At 46.9% G+C, this 21,160-nt stretch carries 23 protein-coding genes and 1 pseudogene; 13 read left to right on the top strand and 11 right to left on the bottom strand.

Going from position 1 to position 21,160, the window contains the following annotated elements; translation table 11 throughout:
* A partial coding sequence (gene iscB, locus JHL22_RS15445) for an RNA-guided endonuclease IscB (protein WP_200239438.1) occupies nt 1-814 on the bottom strand: 814 nt, incomplete at its 3' end.
* A 33-nt stretch (nt 815-847) separates the two neighbouring features.
* On the opposite strand from iscB, the gene JHL22_RS16130 reads away from it, so the two are divergent.
* A complete protein-coding gene (locus tag JHL22_RS16130) occupies nt 848-976 on the top strand; it encodes a hypothetical protein (RefSeq protein ID WP_268918936.1) in 129 nt (42 codons plus the stop codon).
* A 171-nt stretch (nt 977-1,147) separates the two neighbouring features.
* Here the strand turns inward: JHL22_RS16130 and galU are convergent, their stop codons facing one another.
* Nucleotides 1,148-2,023: a UTP--glucose-1-phosphate uridylyltransferase GalU gene (gene galU / locus JHL22_RS15440; protein WP_200239436.1), complete on the bottom strand. Its 876-nt coding sequence runs from the start codon at nt 2,021-2,023 to the stop codon at nt 1,148-1,150.
* A gap of 1,017 nt (nt 2,024-3,040) precedes the next feature.
* On the opposite strand from galU, the gene JHL22_RS15435 reads away from it, so the two are divergent.
* The 5 genes from JHL22_RS15435 (at nt 3,041) to JHL22_RS15415 (ending at nt 8,252) form a co-directional block, all read left to right on the top strand.
* A complete protein-coding gene (locus JHL22_RS15435; protein ID WP_200239434.1) occupies nt 3,041-4,465 on the top strand; it encodes a peptidoglycan-binding protein in 1,425 nt (474 codons plus the stop codon).
* Nucleotides 4,466-4,562: 97 nt separating this feature from the next.
* Nucleotides 4,563-4,910: a hypothetical protein gene (locus JHL22_RS15430; protein ID WP_200239432.1), complete on the top strand. Its 348-nt coding sequence runs from the start codon at nt 4,563-4,565 to the stop codon at nt 4,908-4,910.
* Nucleotides 4,911-5,062: 152 nt separating this feature from the next.
* Nucleotides 5,063-6,316 (top strand): hypothetical protein, encoded by a 1,254-nt coding sequence (locus tag JHL22_RS15425; protein WP_200239429.1) that lies wholly within the window; start codon nt 5,063-5,065, stop codon nt 6,314-6,316.
* A gap of 107 nt (nt 6,317-6,423) precedes the next feature.
* Nucleotides 6,424-7,443, top strand: coding sequence for an MFS transporter (locus JHL22_RS15420; RefSeq protein WP_234041346.1), 1,020 nt, complete (start codon nt 6,424-6,426; stop codon nt 7,441-7,443).
* A 23-nt stretch (nt 7,444-7,466) separates the two neighbouring features.
* The gene (locus JHL22_RS15415) at nt 7,467-8,252 is read left to right on the top strand and encodes a 1,6-dihydroxycyclohexa-2,4-diene-1-carboxylate dehydrogenase (protein WP_200239427.1); all 786 of its coding nucleotides are present in this window, start codon (nt 7,467-7,469) and stop codon (nt 8,250-8,252) included.
* Between the two features lie 159 nt (nt 8,253-8,411).
* Here the strand turns inward: JHL22_RS15415 and JHL22_RS15410 are convergent, their stop codons facing one another.
* The 4 genes and pseudogenes from JHL22_RS15410 to JHL22_RS16040 all read right to left on the bottom strand — a co-directional run.
* Nucleotides 8,412-8,942, bottom strand: coding sequence for a hypothetical protein (locus JHL22_RS15410; RefSeq protein ID WP_200239424.1), 531 nt, complete (start codon nt 8,940-8,942; stop codon nt 8,412-8,414).
* Nucleotides 8,935-9,486, bottom strand: a complete 552-nt coding sequence (locus tag JHL22_RS15405; RefSeq protein ID WP_200239422.1) for a hypothetical protein — start codon at nt 9,484-9,486, stop codon at nt 8,935-8,937. Before JHL22_RS15405 ends, JHL22_RS15410 begins: the two co-directional genes overlap by 8 nt.
* A gap of 125 nt (nt 9,487-9,611) precedes the next feature.
* Nucleotides 9,612-10,652 carry an IS4 family transposase gene (locus tag JHL22_RS15400; RefSeq protein WP_234041347.1) on the bottom strand — a complete coding sequence of 347 codons (1,041 nt, stop codon included), beginning with the start codon at nt 10,650-10,652 and terminating at the stop codon, nt 9,612-9,614.
* 60 nt (nt 10,653-10,712) lie between these two features.
* Nucleotides 10,713-11,205, bottom strand: a pseudogene (locus tag JHL22_RS16040) (integrase core domain-containing protein); the annotation flags it as partial.
* On the opposite strand from JHL22_RS16040, the gene JHL22_RS16125 reads away from it, so the two are divergent.
* Nucleotides 11,162-11,284 (top strand): hypothetical protein, encoded by a 123-nt coding sequence (locus JHL22_RS16125; RefSeq protein WP_268918937.1) that lies wholly within the window; start codon nt 11,162-11,164, stop codon nt 11,282-11,284. The pseudogene JHL22_RS16040 and the gene JHL22_RS16125 sit on opposite strands and share 44 nt — an antisense overlap.
* A gap of 110 nt (nt 11,285-11,394) precedes the next feature.
* Here JHL22_RS16125 and JHL22_RS15395 read toward each other — a convergent pair whose 3' ends face one another.
* The 4 genes from JHL22_RS15395 to JHL22_RS15380 form a co-directional block, all read right to left on the bottom strand.
* A complete protein-coding gene (locus tag JHL22_RS15395) occupies nt 11,395-11,736 on the bottom strand; it encodes a hypothetical protein (protein ID WP_234041345.1) in 342 nt (113 codons plus the stop codon).
* A 64-nt stretch (nt 11,737-11,800) separates the two neighbouring features.
* Complete coding sequence (locus tag JHL22_RS15390) at nt 11,801-12,418, bottom strand: nucleotidyltransferase domain-containing protein (protein WP_234041344.1); 618 nt, start codon at nt 12,416-12,418, stop codon at nt 11,801-11,803.
* A gap of 113 nt (nt 12,419-12,531) precedes the next feature.
* On the bottom strand, nt 12,532-12,780 hold the full coding sequence (locus JHL22_RS15385; RefSeq protein WP_200239414.1) for a hypothetical protein: 249 nt from the start codon (nt 12,778-12,780) through the stop codon (nt 12,532-12,534).
* Nucleotides 12,767-13,141, bottom strand: coding sequence for an AAA family ATPase (locus tag JHL22_RS15380; protein ID WP_200239412.1), 375 nt, complete (start codon nt 13,139-13,141; stop codon nt 12,767-12,769). The genes JHL22_RS15385 and JHL22_RS15380 overlap by 14 nt, the downstream gene beginning before the upstream one ends.
* 658 nt (nt 13,142-13,799) lie before the next feature.
* Here JHL22_RS15380 and JHL22_RS15375 point away from each other — a divergent pair.
* From JHL22_RS15375 to JHL22_RS15350, 6 genes are all read left to right on the top strand, one after another.
* Complete coding sequence (locus tag JHL22_RS15375) at nt 13,800-14,876, top strand: alcohol dehydrogenase (protein ID WP_200239410.1); 1,077 nt, start codon at nt 13,800-13,802, stop codon at nt 14,874-14,876.
* A gap of 78 nt (nt 14,877-14,954) precedes the next feature.
* A complete protein-coding gene (locus JHL22_RS15370; protein ID WP_200239408.1) occupies nt 14,955-15,473 on the top strand; it encodes a TRAP transporter small permease in 519 nt (172 codons plus the stop codon).
* Entirely contained in the window at nt 15,470-16,780 is a 1,311-nt protein-coding gene (locus tag JHL22_RS15365; RefSeq protein ID WP_200239406.1) for a TRAP transporter large permease, read from the top strand. Before JHL22_RS15370 ends, JHL22_RS15365 begins: the two co-directional genes overlap by 4 nt.
* Before the next feature lie 24 nt (nt 16,781-16,804).
* Nucleotides 16,805-18,259, top strand: a complete 1,455-nt coding sequence (locus JHL22_RS15360) for an NAD-dependent succinate-semialdehyde dehydrogenase (RefSeq protein ID WP_200239404.1) — start codon at nt 16,805-16,807, stop codon at nt 18,257-18,259.
* A 55-nt stretch (nt 18,260-18,314) separates the two neighbouring features.
* Nucleotides 18,315-19,466, top strand: coding sequence for a C4-dicarboxylate TRAP transporter substrate-binding protein (locus tag JHL22_RS15355; protein ID WP_200239402.1), 1,152 nt, complete (start codon nt 18,315-18,317; stop codon nt 19,464-19,466).
* A gap of 20 nt (nt 19,467-19,486) precedes the next feature.
* Nucleotides 19,487-20,308 carry an IclR family transcriptional regulator domain-containing protein gene (locus JHL22_RS15350; RefSeq protein WP_200239400.1) on the top strand — a complete coding sequence of 274 codons (822 nt, stop codon included), beginning with the start codon at nt 19,487-19,489 and terminating at the stop codon, nt 20,306-20,308.
* Between the two features lie 237 nt (nt 20,309-20,545).
* Here the strand turns inward: JHL22_RS15350 and tnpC are convergent.
* Nucleotides 20,546-21,160 (bottom strand): IS66 family transposase (gene tnpC / locus JHL22_RS15345; protein ID WP_200239398.1); only part of this gene is annotated, 615 nt, incomplete at its 5' end.

Genomic DNA, 21,160 nt, shown 5'->3' with positions numbered 1-21,160 from the left:
CTTGCGCTTGAATCCGCGCCAACCGTAAAGGATCCCTAGCCAAAAAAGTGCTCAAGGGTTGGGCAGCCTTTTTCAGGTTGCATGGGCCACACGCCAGGGCCAGGTTACTGATCCGGTTTGAACCGCCGCGTGCCCGGGGTTGAAGGTGCTCAATCTGTAACGGCGTTTGAGTCGCATCGCAGTACACGCATTTGCGCCCCCATTTTTCCAGTAAATATTCACGCACCTCGTACCCCGCCAAGGCGCCTTGTTGATACTCGACGCCAGAAATCTCCGGGTTTTGCATCTGTTGCATATCAAAGCGCACCAGCTCGGAGCTCACGGCCGTGATCGGCGCCCAACGAGAGAGGCGTGTGACCCAGGCTGCCGTGGTATCCACCCGATGCTGTAAGGATGGCGCTAGCCAGCCTTTCGGTTTGGTGCGGTTTAAAAATCGGGGTGCGCGGTAGCGTAATTCCCCGCGACGACGACGGCGCATCTGTCGGCGGGCGGTCAGCGCTTCGCTAATCCGGTGGCCGCGATGCATCAGCTCAATTAAAGCCAGTACAGCCGCCTGGCGCTGAACCTCGCCGGTATCCGGTTCAACACTAACCGCTTCCCGCACCACTGCGACGCCGGTTGTTTTACTGCCGGGATCCAGTTTGACGCGCACCGGCTGGAGGGCACTCTCATCCCGGCGGCGATCCTTTAATCGGATCACCAATGGCATATGACGATGAATCACCGCCCGTCGTTGACGCAACAACTGCCGTGCCCGTGCCGGATGGCAGGGCATCAGCGGTTTGCCGTGACGGTCTACGACAAAAACATCCAATGGATTACTCCTTTCTCGCCTTACGGCGGTAACGTGTCCTTGCGGACATCTCCCCTCGACCAGGTTGTACGCCAGTTGAAAGCCTTAAGGCTTTCGATCACCGCCCGTTTCGTGCTTACCCGAAGCGTGTCTGCAGCGGTGATTTCCAGAACCTGGGACTGAGGAAGCATCCCAGGATGGGTCTACGAACTTACGTACAACATAGCGCCTAAGCACTCGGTCTGGACAATCTCAGACCCGTGAAGCGTTAACTTCACAAGCCTCGCCCTTCAGGGCGGGGTGATTGACTTGCTTGTCCTGTTATGTCTGTTTTTCCTGTTGGCTATTGTACGGTTAGATGGCCAGTTCTTTAATCAGGCTTTTAAAATCTTCGCCCAAGGCCGGGTGTTCTACCCCGTAATGCAACACCGCTTTCAAATAACCCAGCTTGCTGCCACAATCAAAGGTTTGCCCCTTCATGCGATAGGCTTCAACTGTTGCTTCTTTTTGTAGCAGGGCAATCGCGTCAGTCAGCTGGATTTCATTGCCAGCGCCTTTGGGGGTGTTTTCCAGCAATTGCATAATGCGGGCCGGCAAGATATAACGCCCCACCACAGACAGGTTGGAAGGGGCCGAATCCACTGCCGGCTTTTCGACAATGCCCTGCATGATAATGCTTTGGCCTTCGGCGGGGGTACTGGCAACATCAACAATCCCGTACTGGTCCACCATATTATCGGGCACCGATTCAACCATAATTTGTGATGCCCCGGATTGGTCAAAACGCTGGATCATTAAAGACAGGTCATTCTTGCCAGAAGCGTTCTTGACCAGCACATCGGGCAACAGCACGGCAAACGGTTCATTGCCGGTAACTGCCCGGGCACATAAAACCGCATGTCCCAGGCCCAGGGGCTGGGGCTGGCGCACGCTAATCACACTGACATTGGGTGGCAGGATGTCCTTGATTTCCTTCAGGATATCAAACTTTTTCTTTTGCTCCAGCGTGGTTTCAAGCTCAAAGTTGCGGTCGAAATAATTTTCAATAGACGCCTTGGCCGAATGGGTCACCAGAATAATCTGCTCAATCCCCGCCTCAACCGCTTCCTTAACCACATATTCAATGGCAGGGCGGTCTACCACCGTGACCATTTCTTTGGGAATGGATTTGCTGGCAGGAAGAAAACGGGTGCCTAAACCGGCAACAGGAAGAATGGCTTTTTTGATCATGAGTTTTTTTGGGGGTGTATTCAGCGATAGGGTTGGTAGGCGTAAATGAAGTAAGTGTCGTTGGATTGTATTGATGAGCGTGGCTCATCAATTATAAGACCGTTGTTTTTCAGGCCTTTGTCAACGTTTGGGGTATTTTAACTGGATTTTAATACTTGTTTGCGTAAAAGCATGGTTTGTGGGCTCGTAGTGGTTCACATGCAAGAGCATGGTAGCGAGACAGAAAAAATACAGTTTGCGAGATTGTGTGTTGCTGCCCGTTGCCAGCACCCGTACTTTCGCGGTGCTCGTTGTGAGCGATCCCAGTGGACCAAAGCAGAAAACTCAGTCTGAAATGGATTGATTCACTGAATAGGGCGTACGGGATGCGGATGTCCACCTTCCGGGATATTTGGTGGCGTGGATATTAAGTGCTTTGGCGGATACAGCGGGCAATAATAAAACCAGACTGCTGACTTTTACGAACAAAATGAAGCGTGACATGAAGCAACTATACGTTAAATGTGGTTTGATTTATTGGAAATCAGGACAGGCCAGTATATTGATTAAGCCGGATCAAGACAAATTACTTTTAAGCTTTTAAATATAACCGCTTGTTTGTAGGGGTGTGGCTTCCAGCGCAGGAGCATGGAAGCGAGTCTTGGTTTCGTGGTTTGCGAGAGGCTGCTTCAGTTTTTTTGCGCGGTATTCAGATTCTAGGCTGACATGACAAAACGTATTTTTCCACGGATGCCTGTGGGGTAATTTGGATATGTTCATCCATGATGTATTCCCATGAGGGATTGGGAATTAGGCTTGAGTTTTAGTATGCATTCCCACGCAGGAGTGAACTGACAAGTCAAAAAATCAATTTTTACGATTAAAAACAATTGCTTAAAAAATTGAAATTCATGGAAAGATAAGTTATTTTTACTGAAAAACAACAATTATTAAAAAAGCAATTATTTAAAAATCAACTTCGATATTTGTCTTGATGTAACGTATCCAACCCCGTCACTTGTTAATAAAGGTGGTGAAATGGAAAAATTACTGGACACCTGTTTGAATCTGTCCAAAAACGGCAGTTCTACCCGGCAGATCCCTAATGTGGTGTCCGATCTGGAAGAGCAACGTCAAGTGGCTGTTGCCAGGTCTTTACATCGTTGCAGGCATCAGGGCATTAGCGGCTTTCGTTTGCAAAGCCTGCGTGCGATGCCAGGCTTGGTTCTTGCCGTCTTTCTTTTGGCTTGCTCCAGCGTTTCAGCACAAAATCTTAATGACCTTCTGAGGGTTATCATTCCACCGCTTGCGCAACCGTCACCTCGCGTCTACTATTATGATGACCCACCGCCACGTGTCTACCAGCCAGCGCCTCGGCATTACCGGCAATGGCAACCTCCACAACAGCCCCGGGTTAATCCGAAACCTTCAGTGCCGTATGCTGAAATCCTGCGAACACAGGAGATGCTTAATGATTTGGGCTCTGATGCCGGTACGCCCGATGGCATTGCGGGCCGCAAAACCATGGCGGCCCTTAATGCTTTCCAGCGTGACAATGATTTGCCTGTATCAAGTCGAGTGGACAGGAGCAGTGTCGCCACACTTTCAGCGGTGCATAGACATGTCGCCAATACAGACACAGAAGAGATTGCGTCAAGTGCAGACATAATCTCTTCGGCTGGATATTCATCTGAAGGCCAATCACAGCCTATGTCGGCTCAACCGCAACAACCCACTGCGTTTGCCGCGACATCAAATAGCAGGCAAGGCCGTTCTGCCGTTGATTGCACCAAAGCAGTATCGCCCACAGAAATTACCTTATGCAGCGATGTAGTGCTGGGAACGCTGGATAGCCAGTTATTAGTGCTTTATGCCCAGGCACAGGCCCAACAGGGGCCGGAAACCGCTTCTTTGCAAGACGAACAACTTCAATGGTTAAACCGGCGCAATCAATGCGGTGCCGACCGCTCCTGCTTATTGAAGGCGTATGCAGAACGCATTGGGGCACTGTCTTCTGCTTCATCCATAACGCCTGATTCACCTGGAACCTCTCAGGATCGGCAGGGGGCGAATCAGCCCTTGCCCGAGTTTGGCTCCAATGCCTTGCCCACACCGTCAGCGACTATAAGCGGCCCCCAATACGACCTGGGCAAACTGGCTGCACCGTCACCCACTTTCAAGCCAATCGTATTTGAATATTTTCAGGAAATACCCCTTGTGTCTGATGTCTACCAGATGCCTGGGCAGACTCAGACAGGTCCCTTGAAGGACGTGATGGATTTGATGGTTTTTGCACGCGAAGCACCTAAATTTGCCAAGAATGAACCATCAGAGCATAGAGGATCAGAGTGCCATTATATTAAAAAATTTTTTTCTGAGGACGCTATAAAACCGTATATCAAGAGTGGGTTTGGTAACTGTTTTTTGGGCACAAACGAATTTGAAGAATGCGTTCGGGTATAGGCCCCTCCCAAAAAATACCTTCGATAGTTTTATTCAGCGTGAGCAGCTTCCCAAAGATCAAATTGCCTACCCGTCTAATCCGGGTAATCTATTATTGATGGCGCCCGATCAAATCAATTTATACACGCTTGATATACCCCGCTCTGCTTACCCGGTATCTGATGATACGTTACGCCAAAAAACGGTGTTCCAGCTGGAATCCCTTACACCCATCCTGCATCGTGATAAGAAAACGGATTTTTTTCTTCGTCTTAAACCGTTGCGCATGACGGTTGAGAATAAGCAAGGTGTGATTGAAAAGCGTGATTTAACAGAAGTAAGCAAACTTAAAGGTAAATTTGTACAAGCAGAAAATGCGTTTGCCGCACCTGCACCCGCACCTGTTAAAGGACCGCTTTCGCTTAGCCCGGCCTTGCTGGATGTCATGATGGTTGGCGCGGAATAGAATGCACTGCTCATGTTGTTATTTTGAATCTGAATGACCGCTCAATAAGGCTGCCAGGCAGAAGCAAAGCGTCTTATGAAATACGCAAAGAGAATGAAGCACGGGACCATTCAAATTTTAACGCCTTGGTCCGTGAACGAAGGAGCAGCGCGTTGCAGATTGAGTTTGACCAAAAACCAGGCTTGGGGCGTTCACTTAAAGACCGAGTTAAAGATTTGCAGATGGTTAATTTTGCGGTTGAGGTTTATGACCGTTATCAGGAAATCGGTGAACGCTGCGGTTTAAGTGGCTACGATTCGGATAATTCCGATCTGGCCTCTATTTATCTTTATCTTAACGACGCTCTGCCACCCGCGCCCAACGTTAATAATAGTACCGCCAATCAAGCCGAAGCGGTAATTGAAATAACCGGGGTGCGTATGGTTTCTGCTGAACCGCATTTTAGCGACCTGTTGCCCCCCGAGTTTGTCAGGAAAAGAAAGCTGGCGCCGCTTAGCCGGGACCGTCAGGCGATTATTCTTGATGCAAAACTGAAGGAAATTACCTATTATAGTGACAGAGGAAAAACCAGGTTTGAACCCCAGTTGCCTGATCCCGGGCAGTCCGTACAAAGCCTTTTAGCTGCTGCACAGGCGGAACCTGAGATGCTTAAATATAAAACCCCTGAAGGACCTTATGGCTGGGATATTGTTGGTCTTCAGCTTGGCATGAAAATGACTGACGCAGAAAACACGATACGAAAACACATGAAAGTTGGGCGTGTTCTTGAAGGCAAACGCTTGTACGACGGCTCGGCACAATCGGGCAGGGTAACACCGGCCTCATCAGGAAAATTGTTTATTTCCGAGGACCAGCGTGAGTTCATAGCCATTATTGACGAGCCGCCTGCTGCCGCAGGTAAAGTATTGGCCGTATGGCGGCGCGTATATATGCCTGGAAATACCGTATCGGAAAATGAAGTGATTGGCGCTTTGCGTACCAAATACGGAAACCCGCCCGGAACAGAGGTGGGACGGCTTGACAACCGGTGGCATACCCCTGATGGATATAGATGCGAATTTCGGTCTAAAGAATTGCCTTTATCAATAAACTGGACTGAAAATGATAAACCGGTTGAAATGAAACAGGACGATAATAAGTTGATGCCCGATGGCAGGCTTCCTGAACCCTATCACGACCCCTTGAACCCAAATTATGAAAATGCGGAAAGATGTGGTCCCATCATGACTGCATGGATTCAGTTTCAGTCTCCAGATCTTTTTCAGCCTGAACGCAACCAAAGCATGAACTGGGTGGAGCAAACACTGACCGATATAGGACCTTATATGCAGGCCTTCCGGGCTAATGGCAAAACGGTGCAGGCAGCAGGAAGCAAGGGGCTGGCGTCAGATGCACTTAAGTTTTAATATGCATTCCCTGGCTCCCATGCTCCTGCGTGGGAGTGTATATTTCCGGCTGGCTTTTTGGAAACGTCCAACTTCAAATATCCCATCGTTTTAGCATCTCCTTACTTTTGTCATATACCATTATGTGTTTTTTAATTGCCATCTTTGATGGTTTTGATACCCAGGCAGTAGCCTTTACCGGTCCTGCGCTTATTCAGGCTTTTGACCTGGCACCCGGCGCATTGGGGCCGGTCATGGCAGCGGGTACGGCAGGCATGGTGCTGGGTGCCATTTTGGGTGGCTTGCTGGCGGCCCAAATGCTGCCGGTTATTGGCTGGGAAGGCATTTACATTGTTGGTGGTGTGGTGCCACTAGCCTTGCTGCTGGTATTGATTTTTGCGCTGCCAGAATCAATGCAATATCTGGCCAGCCATAAAAAAAGCGGTAATGCTGAAAAAATCCAGGGCATTATTCGCAGAATCGTTAAAACACCCTTGGCGGCCGATGCACAATTTACTGTGCCTGAACCCGAAATGAAAACCCGCGTGTCTTCGCTGTTTGCAAATGGTCTGGCCCGTAACACCACAGCAGTCTGGGCAATTTACATGTTCAACTGGGTGGCATGGTTCATGCTGCTGTCATGGTTGCCAACCGTTTTAAAAGCCAGTGGTTTGCCTGCAGACCAGGCGCCTATGGGCACCGTGGCAGTCAATGCAGTTTTTGTCATCTGTGCTATTCCTTTAGCTATTATTTTGCCCAAGGTTAATACACGCATCTTGCTGCTGGTCATGTTTACCTTTGGTATTTTACTAAGTGTTGGTTTGGGCAATAGCGGTACCAACTGGACATGGGTCTTCATTCTGGCTGGTGCTGCTGGCTTGGGTATTGGCGGCCAGCAAATTGTATTGAACTACATGGTGGCACAGGCCTATCCCACAACCTTGCGGGCCACGGCAACCGGCTGGGCCATCGCGGTAGGGCGGATAAGTGCCATTATTGGTTCGGCAAGTGGTGGTTGGGTACTGGAACAGGTGGGCACCAGTGGTTTTTACATGAGCCTGGCATTGCCTCTGGCCATCGCTACCGCTGCGTTAATCATCATTAAACCGGTTGAAAAAACCAAGCCTAATGAATTGGCAGCTGCCTGATAAGACAAGGAACGGAAAAGAAAATGAGCAACAAACGATTTGACGGACAAATAGCCATTGTCACGGGAGCCGCTCAGGGTATTGGACGTGCCACGGCAATCAGAATGGCAGCAGAAGGCGCGAAAGTGGCGCTGGTTGACCGGGCGATTGAGCATTGCAACAGCGTTAAACAGGAAATTGAAAGTGCCGGAGGGACGGCCATCACGATTGGTGTGGACTTGGAAACCCATGCCGGTGCGCGTGAAATGGTTGAAACCGTGCTAAACCAATGGGGGCGGATTGATATTTCCGTTCATAATGTGGGCGGCACCATCTGGGCCAAACCCTTCTGGGAATATGCCGAAGATGAAATGGTGAAGGAAATCAACCGTTCTTTGTGGCCAACACTGTGGTGCTGCCGGGAAGTGATTCCGGTCATGAAAGAACAGCAGTCCGGTTCTATCGTGAACGTAGGTACCGTGGCAACACGCGGCATTTATCGCGTGCCTTATTCTGCTGCCAAAGGGGGTGTGCATGCCGCCACCGTTAGTATGGCAATGGAACTGGGTGAAACCGGCGTGCGCGTTAATTGCGTTTCACCGGGTGCCATTGATAACGGGCAGCGGGCAATTCCACGCAACGCCAATCCGCTTTCTGCCCAGGAACAGGAATGGATGCAGGGTATTTACACCCAAAGCTTGCGTGACACGCCCATGAACAGACTGGGCCAAATGGAAGAAATCGCCGCCGCCATCTGCTTTTTTGCAGCGCCAGAGGCGTCTTACATAACCGGTCAGGTACTGTTTGTAGCGGGCGGTGGCATAGGTTAATTGCTGTTGGCCTGACTTGCTTCCATGCTCTGAACTGTCCCCCAAAATTTGGACATCTATTTAACTTGTTGGGTCACTTCAGAGCGTTGGAACGAGTAAATTGAAATCGGAAAATGACAACTATCCTGACACAGGGGGCTTGCTATCAACTAATACACCTTATGCGCCCATATCGATTCGGGTTTCTTTTTGAGCGTATATTGCTAAGTTTAATACTGTGGTAAAGTCATAATTTCGCCCTAGCTTTACAACCCAATAACGGCCATGTGCAAGCCAATTTCGGTAATTCAGGGCAGAGCGTATGTCTTCAATTACCTTTTTATTGGCAACCTGTCCTTTCCAGATTTCTAGAATGTCATCTGCTAGTGCTGCTTTATTTTTTTTATTACCATAAAGCTCTCGAAAGCATTTAGATATATTTTCTTTATCTCTGGTATATACTCTTTGCAAGTAATCTATACGAAAGTGCGCTTCTATGGCTGATAACAAGGTAAGTGCTGTATTTTTATTTAACTCTTCAATTCTTGAGTTAAGTTCACTTTTTAATTCAGTGGCAGTATAACCAATAAAATAAATATTAGTATTATTATAAAAAAGTCGTAGTGCCTTTTCAGAAACAATATAATACTCTTCAATTTCTTTAATAGTTAGCTCAGCGCTAGAGAAAGAAATTTTTTTATTTTTAGCCATTAGTAACTTCCATAATTACTGAATAAATGGTCTCTTCATTTACAGGCTGGAATTTTCGTGTAGGAGGAGCTGAAACAAATTTCCATTCCCATGTTTTGGGTAACGCTTTTTTTTCTTCTGATTCGTTTGTTGGTTCTTGGTTCTCACTCTCAGGTTTCCGTAGAGGGTCATTTACATTTCTGGTATTTGCATCAATAAGTACCAATTGTGCAGACCCTAAGCGCCCGGCAATATCAACTCTTCCCTTTGCACCAATTAAATTGGTGCCAACAGGTGTTAAAATAACTTGCTCATTACCCAGATTAATTATCATTTCTGGAGCGGTATAACTACCAATATATTCTTCTGTTATGCTCACATTTTGATAATTTATAGTAATAATACCTTCAGCAATATATTCTTCTAAGTACAAATTAAATTTTTCGTAAAGTTTATTAAGGTAAGCCAGCCATTCATTCTTTTTTTTCTCCCAATCAATTGCTTGGGTTTCTTTTTTTTGCTGATCTACACGTTTCAAAAATTCGTTAAAATCCTGTTTTTTCATTTTTTATCCTGTCAGATTATTGAATTATTATAACAGTCCCTAAACAGGTTTGTTTACTACTTGGAGAATATTGTCACCCGGTGTTTGTCAGTAAGCGCGCCATTAACCTTGCAATTACCCATAACTTATTGAGCCGTTTTTAAATTGAATCCCATCTGTATATCGGAGAGTCTCGCAAGCCCGCGCCACATCACGGTGTTGCCCGGTGGCGGATCACTGGCTCGGGCAAGATAACCGCCCAGTTTGGCAATTTGCACTAAGCACTCGGACAATGACGCCGGGCTATCGGCCTGAGTTTTCTTCTTGATCATGCACTGTAAAATTCCAATTTCGCCGGGCGTCAACGCTGTTCGAGCTGGGCAATTTTCGCATGTGCGATTGAGCATCGTCATCCAAAAGATACGCCAACTGATGATACAAAATATTGCGATGATATTGGTCAGGCGTTGTGCTGTTCTGAGCTTAGAGTCTTCGGCTTTGCAGCCGGATTTTAAAATTTTATGGAAGAGTTCAATTTTCCAGCGCATCGCATACCAGTCCAGTTTTTCAATTGCTTCTTTGCGCGTCCGCACGGGCAAATCGGTGATTAATTTCCATTCCAGTTTTTTGCGGTGCGCGGGTGCGTCGATCTCACTCGCCTGCAGCACGGTGAGCACAAGGGGCGGATAGCATTTTTTCTTTCCGATTGGGGGCAAAACGGTGATTCGCCGGTATTTGATCGCCAGCTTGACATGGGTTGCTTTGTCGTTCTTATCGTGCAGCATCACGCGATGAAATCCCTTGATCCGAGTGTCTTGCATCTCCTGCGCTATGGTGTGTCCACCATCACTCGCCAACCGATCTACGCATGTGCGAATGAGAAAATGGGTGCCATGCGTCTGAGCGGTGCAGAACAGCTCATAGGTCTGAGCGGTGCAGAACAGCTCATAGATATCACTACCGCGATCACCAATGTGTACGCATTGTTCGGGCCGAGCGATTAAAGACGTGGACTCCCGCAGGTTTTCCAACCAGCAAAAGCTTTCCTTTTGGTTAATCGGCAGCCGTGTCGCATTGACCTTTTTAGATAGAGCCCGCGATCCTTTAAACTTTTTTCTTGTCCAAAACTTAATCGCTGCCAAACCCAATGGTAGACCGTCTGCCGTGACCGCCAGACTGGAATGCATAAGCAGCCCGCCCACGGTATGTACGGCTCGGCCACTGTATTTATGTGCACCCCCTTTGATTATATTCGTCACGCCAATTAGGTCGAACGGCTCTTGCTTATAGGTAAAGCGTGAGGGGTTACGCAGCTTGGCCTGCTCCAGTATTGCCTGGCGTTGAGCCAGTAGTGCGGTGTCTTTACCGTTATGCTGTTGCTGGGGTGTAACGAAGTTGAGCTTGCTATGACGATGCTCGGTGTTGTACCAGCTTACAAAGCGTTCAACCCATTGCCGTGCCTCATGGACTTCATACCCCACGATCTTGCGACTGTACAGGTCTTCAAACAGGTAAAGATAGTAAAACTGCCCCGTACCGTTGATGGGTAATAAGTAATATCCCAACACCAGACTTCACAAGGCCCATTGGCCTGGTGGGTTCGTGCCGACGCTGGGGTGTCCGGCTTTGGCCACGGTGATGCAGTTGCCCAACCTCGCTGAGCACACGATAAAAGGTGGATTCCGAGGCCATATAAATGCCTTTGTCCAGCAGGTCAGGCACGATCTGGCTGGGGGGTAGCATCCGGGGCAGTGCGCCATACATTCACCGGGCCGAGCGGCAGGAAAAATCATTGCCGACTATCCAATTAATCGCGTAGACGAGTTATTGCCCTGGCGAGGACAGTTGTAAAAAACAAGTTTTAAGCTGTCAATACGGTGTTGGCGGAGCGTTACGATTTTAGTAAGAAAAACGCTGTCTTCAAATACATTACTTTAATGGTAGCAATGCATTAATTTTTTCCGCAACAACTTGGCAGGCATCTATTAAATCAATAACGATACGCTCATTGATGTTTAGGTCGCCTTCGTATTCACCTAAATTGCGAATATTATGACACTTGGCCAATACACGCCATATTTCTGGGCCAAGGCCCAGCGTATCAGGTAAAAGTTGAAAAACAACGTATCTATTGCCAGAACGATAGCCGTGCCATCGAAGTGCGGCCAAACAGAGTGCATGTGCTGCGTTATAGGCAAGATCAAACCGGCTTTCGATTGAGAGGGTGGTGTTTTTGGCATCGTGTAATCTGGCCTGACCAGAGCGCTTCAAACCCTCAAATTCCTTCTTGTCAGGGGGTTCTGCCCGTAATGGCTTGCCTGGGCCAGACCGATTCTTAAATGCCAAGGTCACTGCTTTCCCCCATGATCCAGATTTTTGGTTGTACCAGTATTCGTGTTAAGAAAGACTCTTGATTTTCAAGGCGTTTATTGAATTCTTCCTGGCTTAGAATAGTGGGGTTTACCGAACGCCCCAGTAATTGACTGGTTTCCTCCAATAAGGAAAAAAGCGTTCCATAACTGATTTCATTACTGATTAGCATCAAGTCAATATCACTGTTGGCGGTATCGGTTTTTTTGGCAACAGAACCATACACGAATGCAGCGGTGATTTGAGATGCCAAGGGCTGAAGCGCATGACGAAGTGGATCAGCCAAGCCAATGGTTTTTTGAACGATTGAACATAGTTCTTCAAAGATGGGGGAGTCATGGTTCGCTTGGTAGTGTTTTTGATTGCCAACCATTTTTACTGTAATCAGGCCACTATTTGCCAATGAGGCTAATTCTCGTTGAACGGCACCTGAACCGCTGGAAGCCAAATTGATTAATTCGTTTGAATAAAAGCTACGATTGGGTTGACCAAATAAAACCCCCAGTACCCTTTGTTTGGTACCGGAGAATAGAGCGTCGGAAAAGCTCGTATGCGATGATTGTGAATTAATTTTCAAACCCATATTGGGTTTTATCATACCCAATATGGGTTTGATTGGCAAGGAGTGATTGTACGTTACGGCTTAAAGGGGGCGTTAGAACTCAACTCGTGACTTAATAGGTAACGTTATCTCGCTCAGTTCGTTAATTTACGTAAAAAAACAGGTGAGACTTTCCAGCGTTGATCGTCATCGGTACGCAGACTAACAGTCTTTTGATTTAATCGCAGAATAGTACCCTGCTTTTCTGTCCCATCGCTAGCCATGAAACTGACCCGGTCGCCTTGCGCAAATTGAGCCATCTGTACGGTACTTCTGGCCTGTGCAATCAAGTTCAAGCGTTCAATCACCATACGGTTCAAATACCGTAAATCATCCTCGTTCATGTAGCTCAATGGTTTTTGTTAGCAACTCAGAAAAGTCTTCGGTTTGTTGCCAAGCAGGATGCAGATGCATATCCACTTCATCTATCATTATTACGCCTTGTGTTTTCTTGGCGGCATCTTTATTTAAATGTCCGTTTAACAGTACACAACGGTAAGCAATATCAGCCACCAGACCCAGCATGTTTTTTATACCGTCGCTTAGCTGTGCTACCTTAAATTTACCTTTGTTTTTATTTTTTAACACCAGTGATTCATCAAACATTTGGCTAAACTCCAAATCATGCCAACCAACAGGCTCTAATACGGTATTTATTGCGTCTTGTATGACTTTAATAAGTGAAAAATATGGGGTTTCTTGCAAGCTAAGTTGCTGCCCCTGCTCTAGTGCATGAATTTGTTCTTCACGGGCCGTTTTGTATACAGAAATAAACCACTCTTCAAATTCCCGGTAACTGGATGCCGGGTCTAAACAATCACGATAAGCGAAGGTTCTTGCTTTTTGACTTTCTTTGTCGGTGGCATCATATTCACAACCCTGTTTTACAGAAGACCAGGATACCTTTTATTTGGCAGCCATGAAGTCTGCTTCAAATCCTTAAATCTTGAAAATTATACTGCCCCTGAATTGTACATTGCTTGTAAGGTATCCGGTCAGTGCCGCTCAGGATTTTGTTTTAAATTCTAGCCAGCCGGTGTTTGTCCAGCTAGTCTGACACAGGGGGCCCAACCGAGTACAGCGGTAAAAACCAGACTTCAATCTGTCAAAAGGGTGTTGGGAAAAACTGGGTGTTACAAGCTCAAAACAATTATCAAAAATAAATTCGTTGTTAAAAAGAACATTTTATATCCAGAATTACCCTAGGTTTAGGGGTAAAAGAATTGACGCTATGTAGAGCTGCAGTTATATTCTTTTGTGCGATTAGTGTAAAAGATGTGCGATATGCGAACAAATTGATTTTCAAATAAATCATATCGCTTTAGCATTAAACAAAATATTTACCCTTGGGGGAGCTCGAAATATGACGACTGAAGTCAATACTTACGTCCGGTACCAGTTCAATGAATTTGGCATGGGCCTGAAAAGAACGGAAGTGGAATTACCTAAACCCACTGGAACCGAGGTTCTTGTGCGCGTGAATTATTGTGGTGTATGCCATAGTGATGTTCACATTTATGAAGGCTATTATGGTCTTGGGCAAGGCAAAAAATTATCGCTGGAAGAGCGTGGAATCAAATTACCTGTCACTTTGGGCCATGAAATTGTTGGCACGATCGAAGCGGCTGGCGATCAGGCTGGTGATGTTCAGCCTGGAAAACAAATGTTGGTTTATCCGTGGATTGGATGTGGTGAGTGCTCTGTTTGCAAAAGAGGTGAAGAGAATCTTTGCACCAAGCCAGCTGCGTTAGGTGTTTTTAAACCGGGTGGTTATTCCCAGTATGTATTGGTGCCACATCCACGTTACTTAATGGACTTGGGTAATTTGAATCCCTCCCATGCATCTTTGTTGGCATGCTCGGGGTTAACCACTTTTTCAGCCATTAAAAAAATGGGTGATATTCATGAAGATGAAGCCGTTGTTGTGATTGGTTGCGGTGGCTTGGGTTTGCTTGCCATCAGAACCTTGTCTTTGCTGGGTGTGAAAAACATTATTGGTCTGGATTTGTCTGAGCAAAAACGTGAACTTGCCCTGAAAGTCGGTGCAACATCAGTTTTTGATTCTTCCAGGGAGAATGTGTCGGAAGCGGTACTGCGTGCTGGTAATGCCAATTGTGCAGCCGTTCTTGATTTTGTGGGTGGTGATGCAACAGTCCAAATGGGTCTTAACCTGACCCGTAAAGGTGGAAAACTGATTATTGTTGGTTTGCATGGTGGCGAGCTGTCTTACCCCATTCCCTACATCATTACCAAAGCCATTTCAATTATTGGTTCTTACACAGGGTCACTGGGGGACCTGAAAGAACTGATCGAGTTTGCCAACAAACATGACTTGATCAATCTGCCTATTCAAATCAGGCCACTAGATGAGGCCGATGATGCCTTGAACCAGCTGACCAATGGGCAGGTTGAAGGCCGTCTGGTTTTGGAAAATTCATAGCTGAACGTTATATCAAAGGCCAGGATGGGCTTGGAGAAAACCCGTCCTGGATGGATATGAAATTAGAGAGCATGAATAATGAATCACATAGAAATACTTTTAAAAAAAATCAATCAAGTGATTACCTTGATTGGTGGGGCGGCAATTGCATTAATGATGATCCATGTGACAGCGGACATCGTGGCCAGGTTTTTTATCAATAAACCTTTGCCAGGAACCATCACGTTCGTTGCGCACTACTACATGATTATCGCGATATTTTTGCCGTTGGCCTATACCGAACAATGCAAGGCCGCTATTTCCGTTGAATTGATATCTGGTTTTTTTTCGCCAAAAATGAACCGGTTTGTTGATATGTTTGGCAGTCTGTTTGTGTCAGTCACCGCATTTTTAATCGCCTATGTATCCTGGGGGGTCGCCTTGAAAAATCTGGCGTCCAAAACCTCGGTCATGCAAGGTGATTACACAATTCCTACCTGGCCAAGTTACTTCATCTTGTGCTTTGGGGCTGGCTTATTGGGTGTTTATTGCCTGGTGAAATTTTTGCTTTACTTAATGAACAAAGAAAATAACCAGATGATTGGGGAGCAAAAATGAGCGATATTAGCATCGGGTTTATAGGGCTTATTGCTTTATTTGTACTGTTATTGTTAAAAATGCCCATTGGTTTTACATTGATAGCCGTCTCGTTTGTGGGTATTTGGGCTGTTGTTGGGGTTGATATTGCCATGTCTTCACTGGGTATCATTCCTTACAACTTTGCCGCTAACTGGACCCTTAGTTCAGTACCATTGTTTTTGTTCCTGGGCTTTATCTGCTATCACACCAACCTTACCCAAGGTATGTTCAAGGCTGCCAGGGCCTGGTTGGCAGGCGTGCCTGGCGGTTTGGCGATCGCCTCTATTTTTGGTTCGGCAGGCTTTGCCGCTGTTTCCGGATCTTCCATTGCCTGCTCTGCCGCCATGGGCCGGATCGCCATTCCGGAAATGCTTCGCTACAAATATGATCCCAGCCTGGCAACCGGTACGGTTGCGGTTGCCGGTACCATTGGTGCCCTGATTCCCCCTTCAATCATCATGATTTTGTATGGGGTGATTGCGCAAACCTCCATCTCTCAATTGTTTCTGGGGGGCATTACCGCTGGCCTGATAACGATTATTGGTTATGTCCTGGTTGTTTATGTCCGGGTGAAGCTTAATCCGTCTTTGGCTCAGGATGTCAAGGAGGAAATTTCATTCAAGGATAAAGTAGTTGCCTTAAAAGATACCTGGCCTATTTTTCTGATCATGATTGGCATTTTTGGCGGGTTGTTTGGCGGCGTGTTTACCCCCAATGAAGCCGGTGCGATTGGTGCGTTTTTGGCTTGCGTGGTTGCTATTTTGAAACGGGCAATGACATGGACCGCTTTCAAGGCGGCTGCTTTGGAAACATTAGTCACCACCAGTGCTTTATTGATTATTGCCGTGGGTGCCAGTTTACTGACACGCTTTCTGGTGCTGTCTGGAACAGGTGATTTCATCGCTGACTTTATTATTGAGCTGGAAGCCAATGAAGTGATGGTGATGTTGGGTATTTTCCTGATTTACCTGGTGCTGGGCATGTTCCTTGAGCCCATTGGTGCCATGTTGCTGACTCTGCCGGTGCTGTTGCCCATTATCGAGACCACATCATTCAGCCTGATCTGGTTTGGCGTGATTCTGACTAAATTGTTGGAAATCGGCATGATTACTCCACCCGTTGGCATGAACGTGTTTGTTGTAAAAAGTGTCGTTGGCGATGCAGTGACAACCTCACAGGTATTCAAGGGGATCCTGTGGTTCCTGGTGATAGACCTGGCCATAGTGGGCATGTTTTTGATTTTTCCGGAAATCATCCTGTATTTGCCTGAATGGGTATCGAATTAAAAAGCTTTTTTTGGAGGGATAACAATGAATAAAGAAGTAACTGAATTCATCAAGGACAAGACCTTGATTAATGGTCAGTGGCTTGAAGCGATTAGCGGAAAAAAATATCCGGTATTCAATCCTGCCACAGGCGAACAAATCGTGCTGGTTCCTGATATGGGGCAGGCAGATACCCGATTGGCGATTGAAAAGGCGGAGCAGGCACAAAAACTGTGGCTCAAACAAACCGCCAAGCAACGCTCGATTATTTTAAAGCGCTGGGCTCAACTGGTTGAGGCCCATCTTGAGACACTGGCCACCATTTTAACCCTCGAGCAAGGCAAGAGCCTGGCCGAGGCAAAAGGCGAAGTCACTTCATCAATCAACTATATTGACTGGTTTGCCAACGAGGCGATGCGTGTTAATGGGGATGTTTTACCACCTAGTGCCGCGGGTAATTTCGAGTTTGTTAAAAAACGTGCGGTGGGTGTGGTGGCTGCCATTACACCCTGGAATTTCCCCAATTCGATGATTGCTCGAAAAGTTGCACCGGCCCTGGCTGCTGGTTGTTCTGTGGTCATCAAGCCAGCGGAAGACACTCCCTTGTCAGCACTGGCGTTGGCAGCCCTGGCTGAACAGGCCGGGATTCCTGCCGGTGTGCTCAATGTCATTACCGCCAGTTCTGGCCATGAAGTTGGACAGGAGCTGTGCGCCAACCCGATTGTCAGAAAACTGTCATTTACGGGCTCTACCGAGGTGGGTAAGATTCTTAGCCGTCAGTGCGCAGATACCGTAAAAAAATTAAGTCTGGAATTGGGTGGTAATGCGCCATTCATGGTCTTTGATGATGCAGACTTGGATGCCGCCGTGCAGGGGGCCATTGCCATCAAATTCTATAACTCGGGGCAAACATGCATTTGTGCCAATCGTTTGCTGGTGCAAGATGGCATCTATGAGGCCTTTATTGTCAAGCTGCAAGAAGCCTTGGGTAAATTGCGCTTGGGCAATGGTTTGCAGCCTGATTCAACACATGGCCCGCTAATCAATGAAAAAGCCATCCAGAAAGTTGATTCAATTGTGAATCAAGCCATAGAGCAAGGGGCGCGTCTTGTTCAGGGCGGCAGCTATCTTCCCGAGATTGGCAAACAGTTTTTCAACTTTACTATTCTGGCCGATGTTACACCCGAAATGGATGTTTTTAAAACAGAAATCTTTGGTCCTGTGGCTGCCGTTTATCGCTTTAAGTCGGAAGAAGAGGCTATTCGCCTTGCCAATAGCACCAATTATGGCCTGGCCGCTTATGCCTACACGGAAGACAAAGGCCGGATTTTCCGTTTAAGTGATCAAATGGAATATGGCATGTTGGGCATCAATACCGCCCGTTTTGTATCTGAAACCGTTCCTTTTGGCGGGGTTAAAGAGTCAGGAATCGGTCGTGAAGGTTCTGTACATGGCATTGACGAGTTTTTGGAAATGCACTATGTATGCATTAAAAATTAAGTAATGAAATCTTTTTTTGTGATTGATAACTAAGGTGGAGCATTTCATGTTTTCTATGAAGAAATTAACAGGTCTGGTTGGTGGCGCGCTTGTAGCGGCGTCTTTTGCAATGCCGGCTAAAGCAGATACGCTGCGTTTTGCGGTTGGATTTCCTTCGGGCGCCCCCATTGAAGCAGCGCAAAAATATGCTGAAGCGGTAAAAGAGCTAACCAACAACAAGCATCGGGTTCGTATTTTTGAGCTTTCTCTGCTCAGTCATTCTGAAATGAGTGAGGGGATTAATAAAGGTCTGGCAGATGTCGGCTATTTGTTAACCGCTTACAGCCCTTCAGACTACCCATTCTCAAACCTGGGGGCTGATATGAGCATGTCGGTTGCGCTTAATGACCAAATTCCCGAAAAAGAAGGGATGGCTTATTCAGGCGCGATGCTGGAGTACATCATGCTTAATTGCTCCGAATGCTTGGAAGAGTTCAAGAAAAACAATCAGGTATATACCGGCGTGGTTTCAACCCCAGTATATACTATGTTTTGTAATTCGCCCGTGGATACTGTCGAAGAGCTGAAGGGTAAACGTATTCGTATTTCAGGCGCGCCATGGGCACGTTGGGCACGTGAATTTGGTGCCCAGCCGGTAGCCTTGCCAATTGGCGAAGCTTACGAGGCGCTAAGCCAAGGTGTGGTAGATTGTACGTTCTTCTCGGCAACCGAGTTGACCAACTTTAATTTGATTGAAGTGGTGAAAAATATTGTGACTGATATACCCGGTGGTTTGTATGCAGCGGGTGGTGCGGCTACTTTAAATAAAACCAAGTGGGACAAGTTTAGCGCAGCTGAAAAAGAGGCCTTGTTAAAAGCCGGTTCAGTCATGACATCAGAGGTCACCTATCGTTATCAGAAGCAAGCGATGGATGACCTGGAGAAAGCGCGTCAAAAAGGGATTAATGTCATGAAGGCTGATCCTGAGTTACTGAAGAAATCACATGAATTCATCAGTAAAGACCTGGCTTATATCCCTGAGTTTTATGCGCAGGAATACAAGCTGGACCCTGCCCGAATGAAAGACTTGTCTGGCACAATGTCCAAACTGGTTGATAAATGGAGTGATATTGTTGCCAAGGCTGATATCAAGTCTGCTGAAGATTTACAAAAATTATACTGGGATGAAGTTTATTCCAAGATTGATGTAGACAAATACGGCAACTAAGTTTTAATATGATTCATAGGGTGGCCAATGTCACCCTATGTTTTATCTGCATAGGGAAGAGGGTTTTGTCTAAGATTATAAAAACAGATGATTCCGACAAGGATTTTTTGACAACCTTTGCCAAGGGACTGGAGGTTATTAAGTCATTTAACGATGAAACCCCCTGTTTAACAGTTACCGAGCTTGCGCAAAAGGTGGGCCTTAGCCGGGCTGCGGCAAGACGCTTTTTGCTGACTTTGTCTAAGTTGGGGTATTTAAATCAAAACAATGGACAGTTCAGTTTAAGCGCTAAAGTTCTTGATCTGGGATATTCATATCTGGCATCACTTAATTTTATGGAGCGTGTGACGCCCATTATTGAGCAGGTTGCCCGTGACCTGAACGAGTCGTGCTCTGTCACTGTTCTTGAAGATAAGGATATTGTTTATATTGGACGGGCCAGCCGTAGCAGGCTTGTTTCCATGAATCTTCAGATAGGCGCGCGTCTGCCGGCGTATGTAACCTCAACAGGACGTGTTTTTTTGGCAGCTTTAAGCGATGAACAACTGGAGGCTTTTTTCAGGGATGACCCCTGTGAAAAGCTTACGGAACATACCAAGACGGCAAGGCAAATATTAGCGGAAATCAAGAAGGTGCGTGCGCAAGGTTATTGTCTGGTGAATCAAGAGCTGGAACTGGGGATGTGTTCGCTGTCGGTACCTGTTTATAATCGCAGCAATCAAGTTATGCTGGCGTTAATTGTGAGCTGTAACCCCTGGCTGGTATCGCCAGAAGAAATGGTGCAACGTTTCTTGCCTGTATTGAAAAGTGCCGCACAAGAGATAACTTTGGTGTTGCCTTAAGTAATTTTGTTGTTTATAAAAGCCAGGCTGGTCAATTAACAAGCGGAAACCCATTGGTTGAATAACACCCCCTGTGTCAGGATAGTTGACATACATGAAGTATCGGACAACTAGTGTGACAGAGGGGGGCGGGGAGTACTCGTTTCCATACCCAGTAGGAATGCATATTCATTTCCTCAAAAGCGTTTTACTGTAATGCTCCGCCCCATACCGTATTGACAGCTTAAAACTTGTTTTTTACAGCTGCACTCGCCAGGGCAATAATTCGTCGATGCGATTAACCGGATAGTCGGCAATCACCGACAGCACATGACACAGGTACGCCTCGGGATTGATCCCGTTCAGTTTGGCCGTGCCCAGCAAACTGTAAAGCGTTGCCGCCCGCTCACCACCCGCATCCGAACCCAGGAATAAGTAATTCTTGCGTCCAACAGACACGCCGCGCAAGGCTCGTTCTGCAGCGTTATTATCGATGTCGATTTCCCCATCATCCAGATAGCGTGTCAAGGCCTGCCACTGGTTAAGGGCATACTGGATGGCATCGGTCGTTACGGATTTACGTGACAGGGTCGGCAACTGCTGCATGAACCACTCATGCAAGGCAAGCACAATTGGCAATGACTTGTCCTGGCGCTCGGCCTGACGAGTTTGTGGTGGACTGCCCCGGATGCCGGCCTCAATCTCATATAAACGGCCAATTTGAGTGAGCACATGATGGGTAATATCAGAGGGCCGATGGACATGAATATCATGGAACTTGCGTCGGGCATGGGCCCAACAACCCGCTTGAATAACCTTGCCGGTTCGGTATACCTCGTTGTAACCAGCATAGGCATCGGCCTGTAAAATACC

This window comes from Advenella mandrilli, assembly GCF_016595155.1.
GTDB lineage: Bacteria > Pseudomonadota > Gammaproteobacteria > Burkholderiales > Burkholderiaceae_B > Advenella > Advenella mandrilli.
This window is presented reverse-complemented; position numbering and strand designations above follow the sequence as displayed.

Coding starts and splice junctions, on each gene's coding strand:
- JHL22_RS15410 (WP_200239424.1), bottom strand. CDS start 8,942: ATGGCTAAAAATAAAAAAATTTCTTTCTCTAGCGCTGAGCTAACTATT.
- JHL22_RS15430 (WP_200239432.1), top strand. CDS start 4,563: ATGGCGCCCGATCAAATCAATTTATACACGCTTGATATACCCCGCTCT.
- JHL22_RS15375 (WP_200239410.1), top strand. CDS start 13,800: ATGACGACTGAAGTCAATACTTACGTCCGGTACCAGTTCAATGAATTT.
- JHL22_RS15365 (WP_200239406.1), top strand. CDS start 15,470: ATGAGCGATATTAGCATCGGGTTTATAGGGCTTATTGCTTTATTTGTA.
- JHL22_RS15435 (WP_200239434.1), top strand. CDS start 3,041: ATGGAAAAATTACTGGACACCTGTTTGAATCTGTCCAAAAACGGCAGT.
- JHL22_RS15390 (WP_234041344.1), bottom strand. CDS start 12,418: ATGGGTTTGAAAATTAATTCACAATCATCGCATACGAGCTTTTCCGAC.
- galU (WP_200239436.1), bottom strand. CDS start 2,023: ATGATCAAAAAAGCCATTCTTCCTGTTGCCGGTTTAGGCACCCGTTTT.
- JHL22_RS15400 (WP_234041347.1), bottom strand. CDS start 10,652: ATGCATTCCAGTCTGGCGGTCACGGCAGACGGTCTACCATTGGGTTTG.
- JHL22_RS15405 (WP_200239422.1), bottom strand. CDS start 9,486: ATGAAAAAACAGGATTTTAACGAATTTTTGAAACGTGTAGATCAGCAA.
- JHL22_RS15385 (WP_200239414.1), bottom strand. CDS start 12,780: ATGAACGAGGATGATTTACGGTATTTGAACCGTATGGTGATTGAACGC.
- JHL22_RS15355 (WP_200239402.1), top strand. CDS start 18,315: ATGAAGAAATTAACAGGTCTGGTTGGTGGCGCGCTTGTAGCGGCGTCT.
- JHL22_RS15415 (WP_200239427.1), top strand. CDS start 7,467: ATGAGCAACAAACGATTTGACGGACAAATAGCCATTGTCACGGGAGCC.
- JHL22_RS15360 (WP_200239404.1), top strand. CDS start 16,805: ATGAATAAAGAAGTAACTGAATTCATCAAGGACAAGACCTTGATTAAT.
- JHL22_RS16125 (WP_268918937.1), top strand. CDS start 11,162: ATGCCTTTGTCCAGCAGGTCAGGCACGATCTGGCTGGGGGGTAGCATC.
- JHL22_RS15370 (WP_200239408.1), top strand. CDS start 14,955: ATGAATCACATAGAAATACTTTTAAAAAAAATCAATCAAGTGATTACC.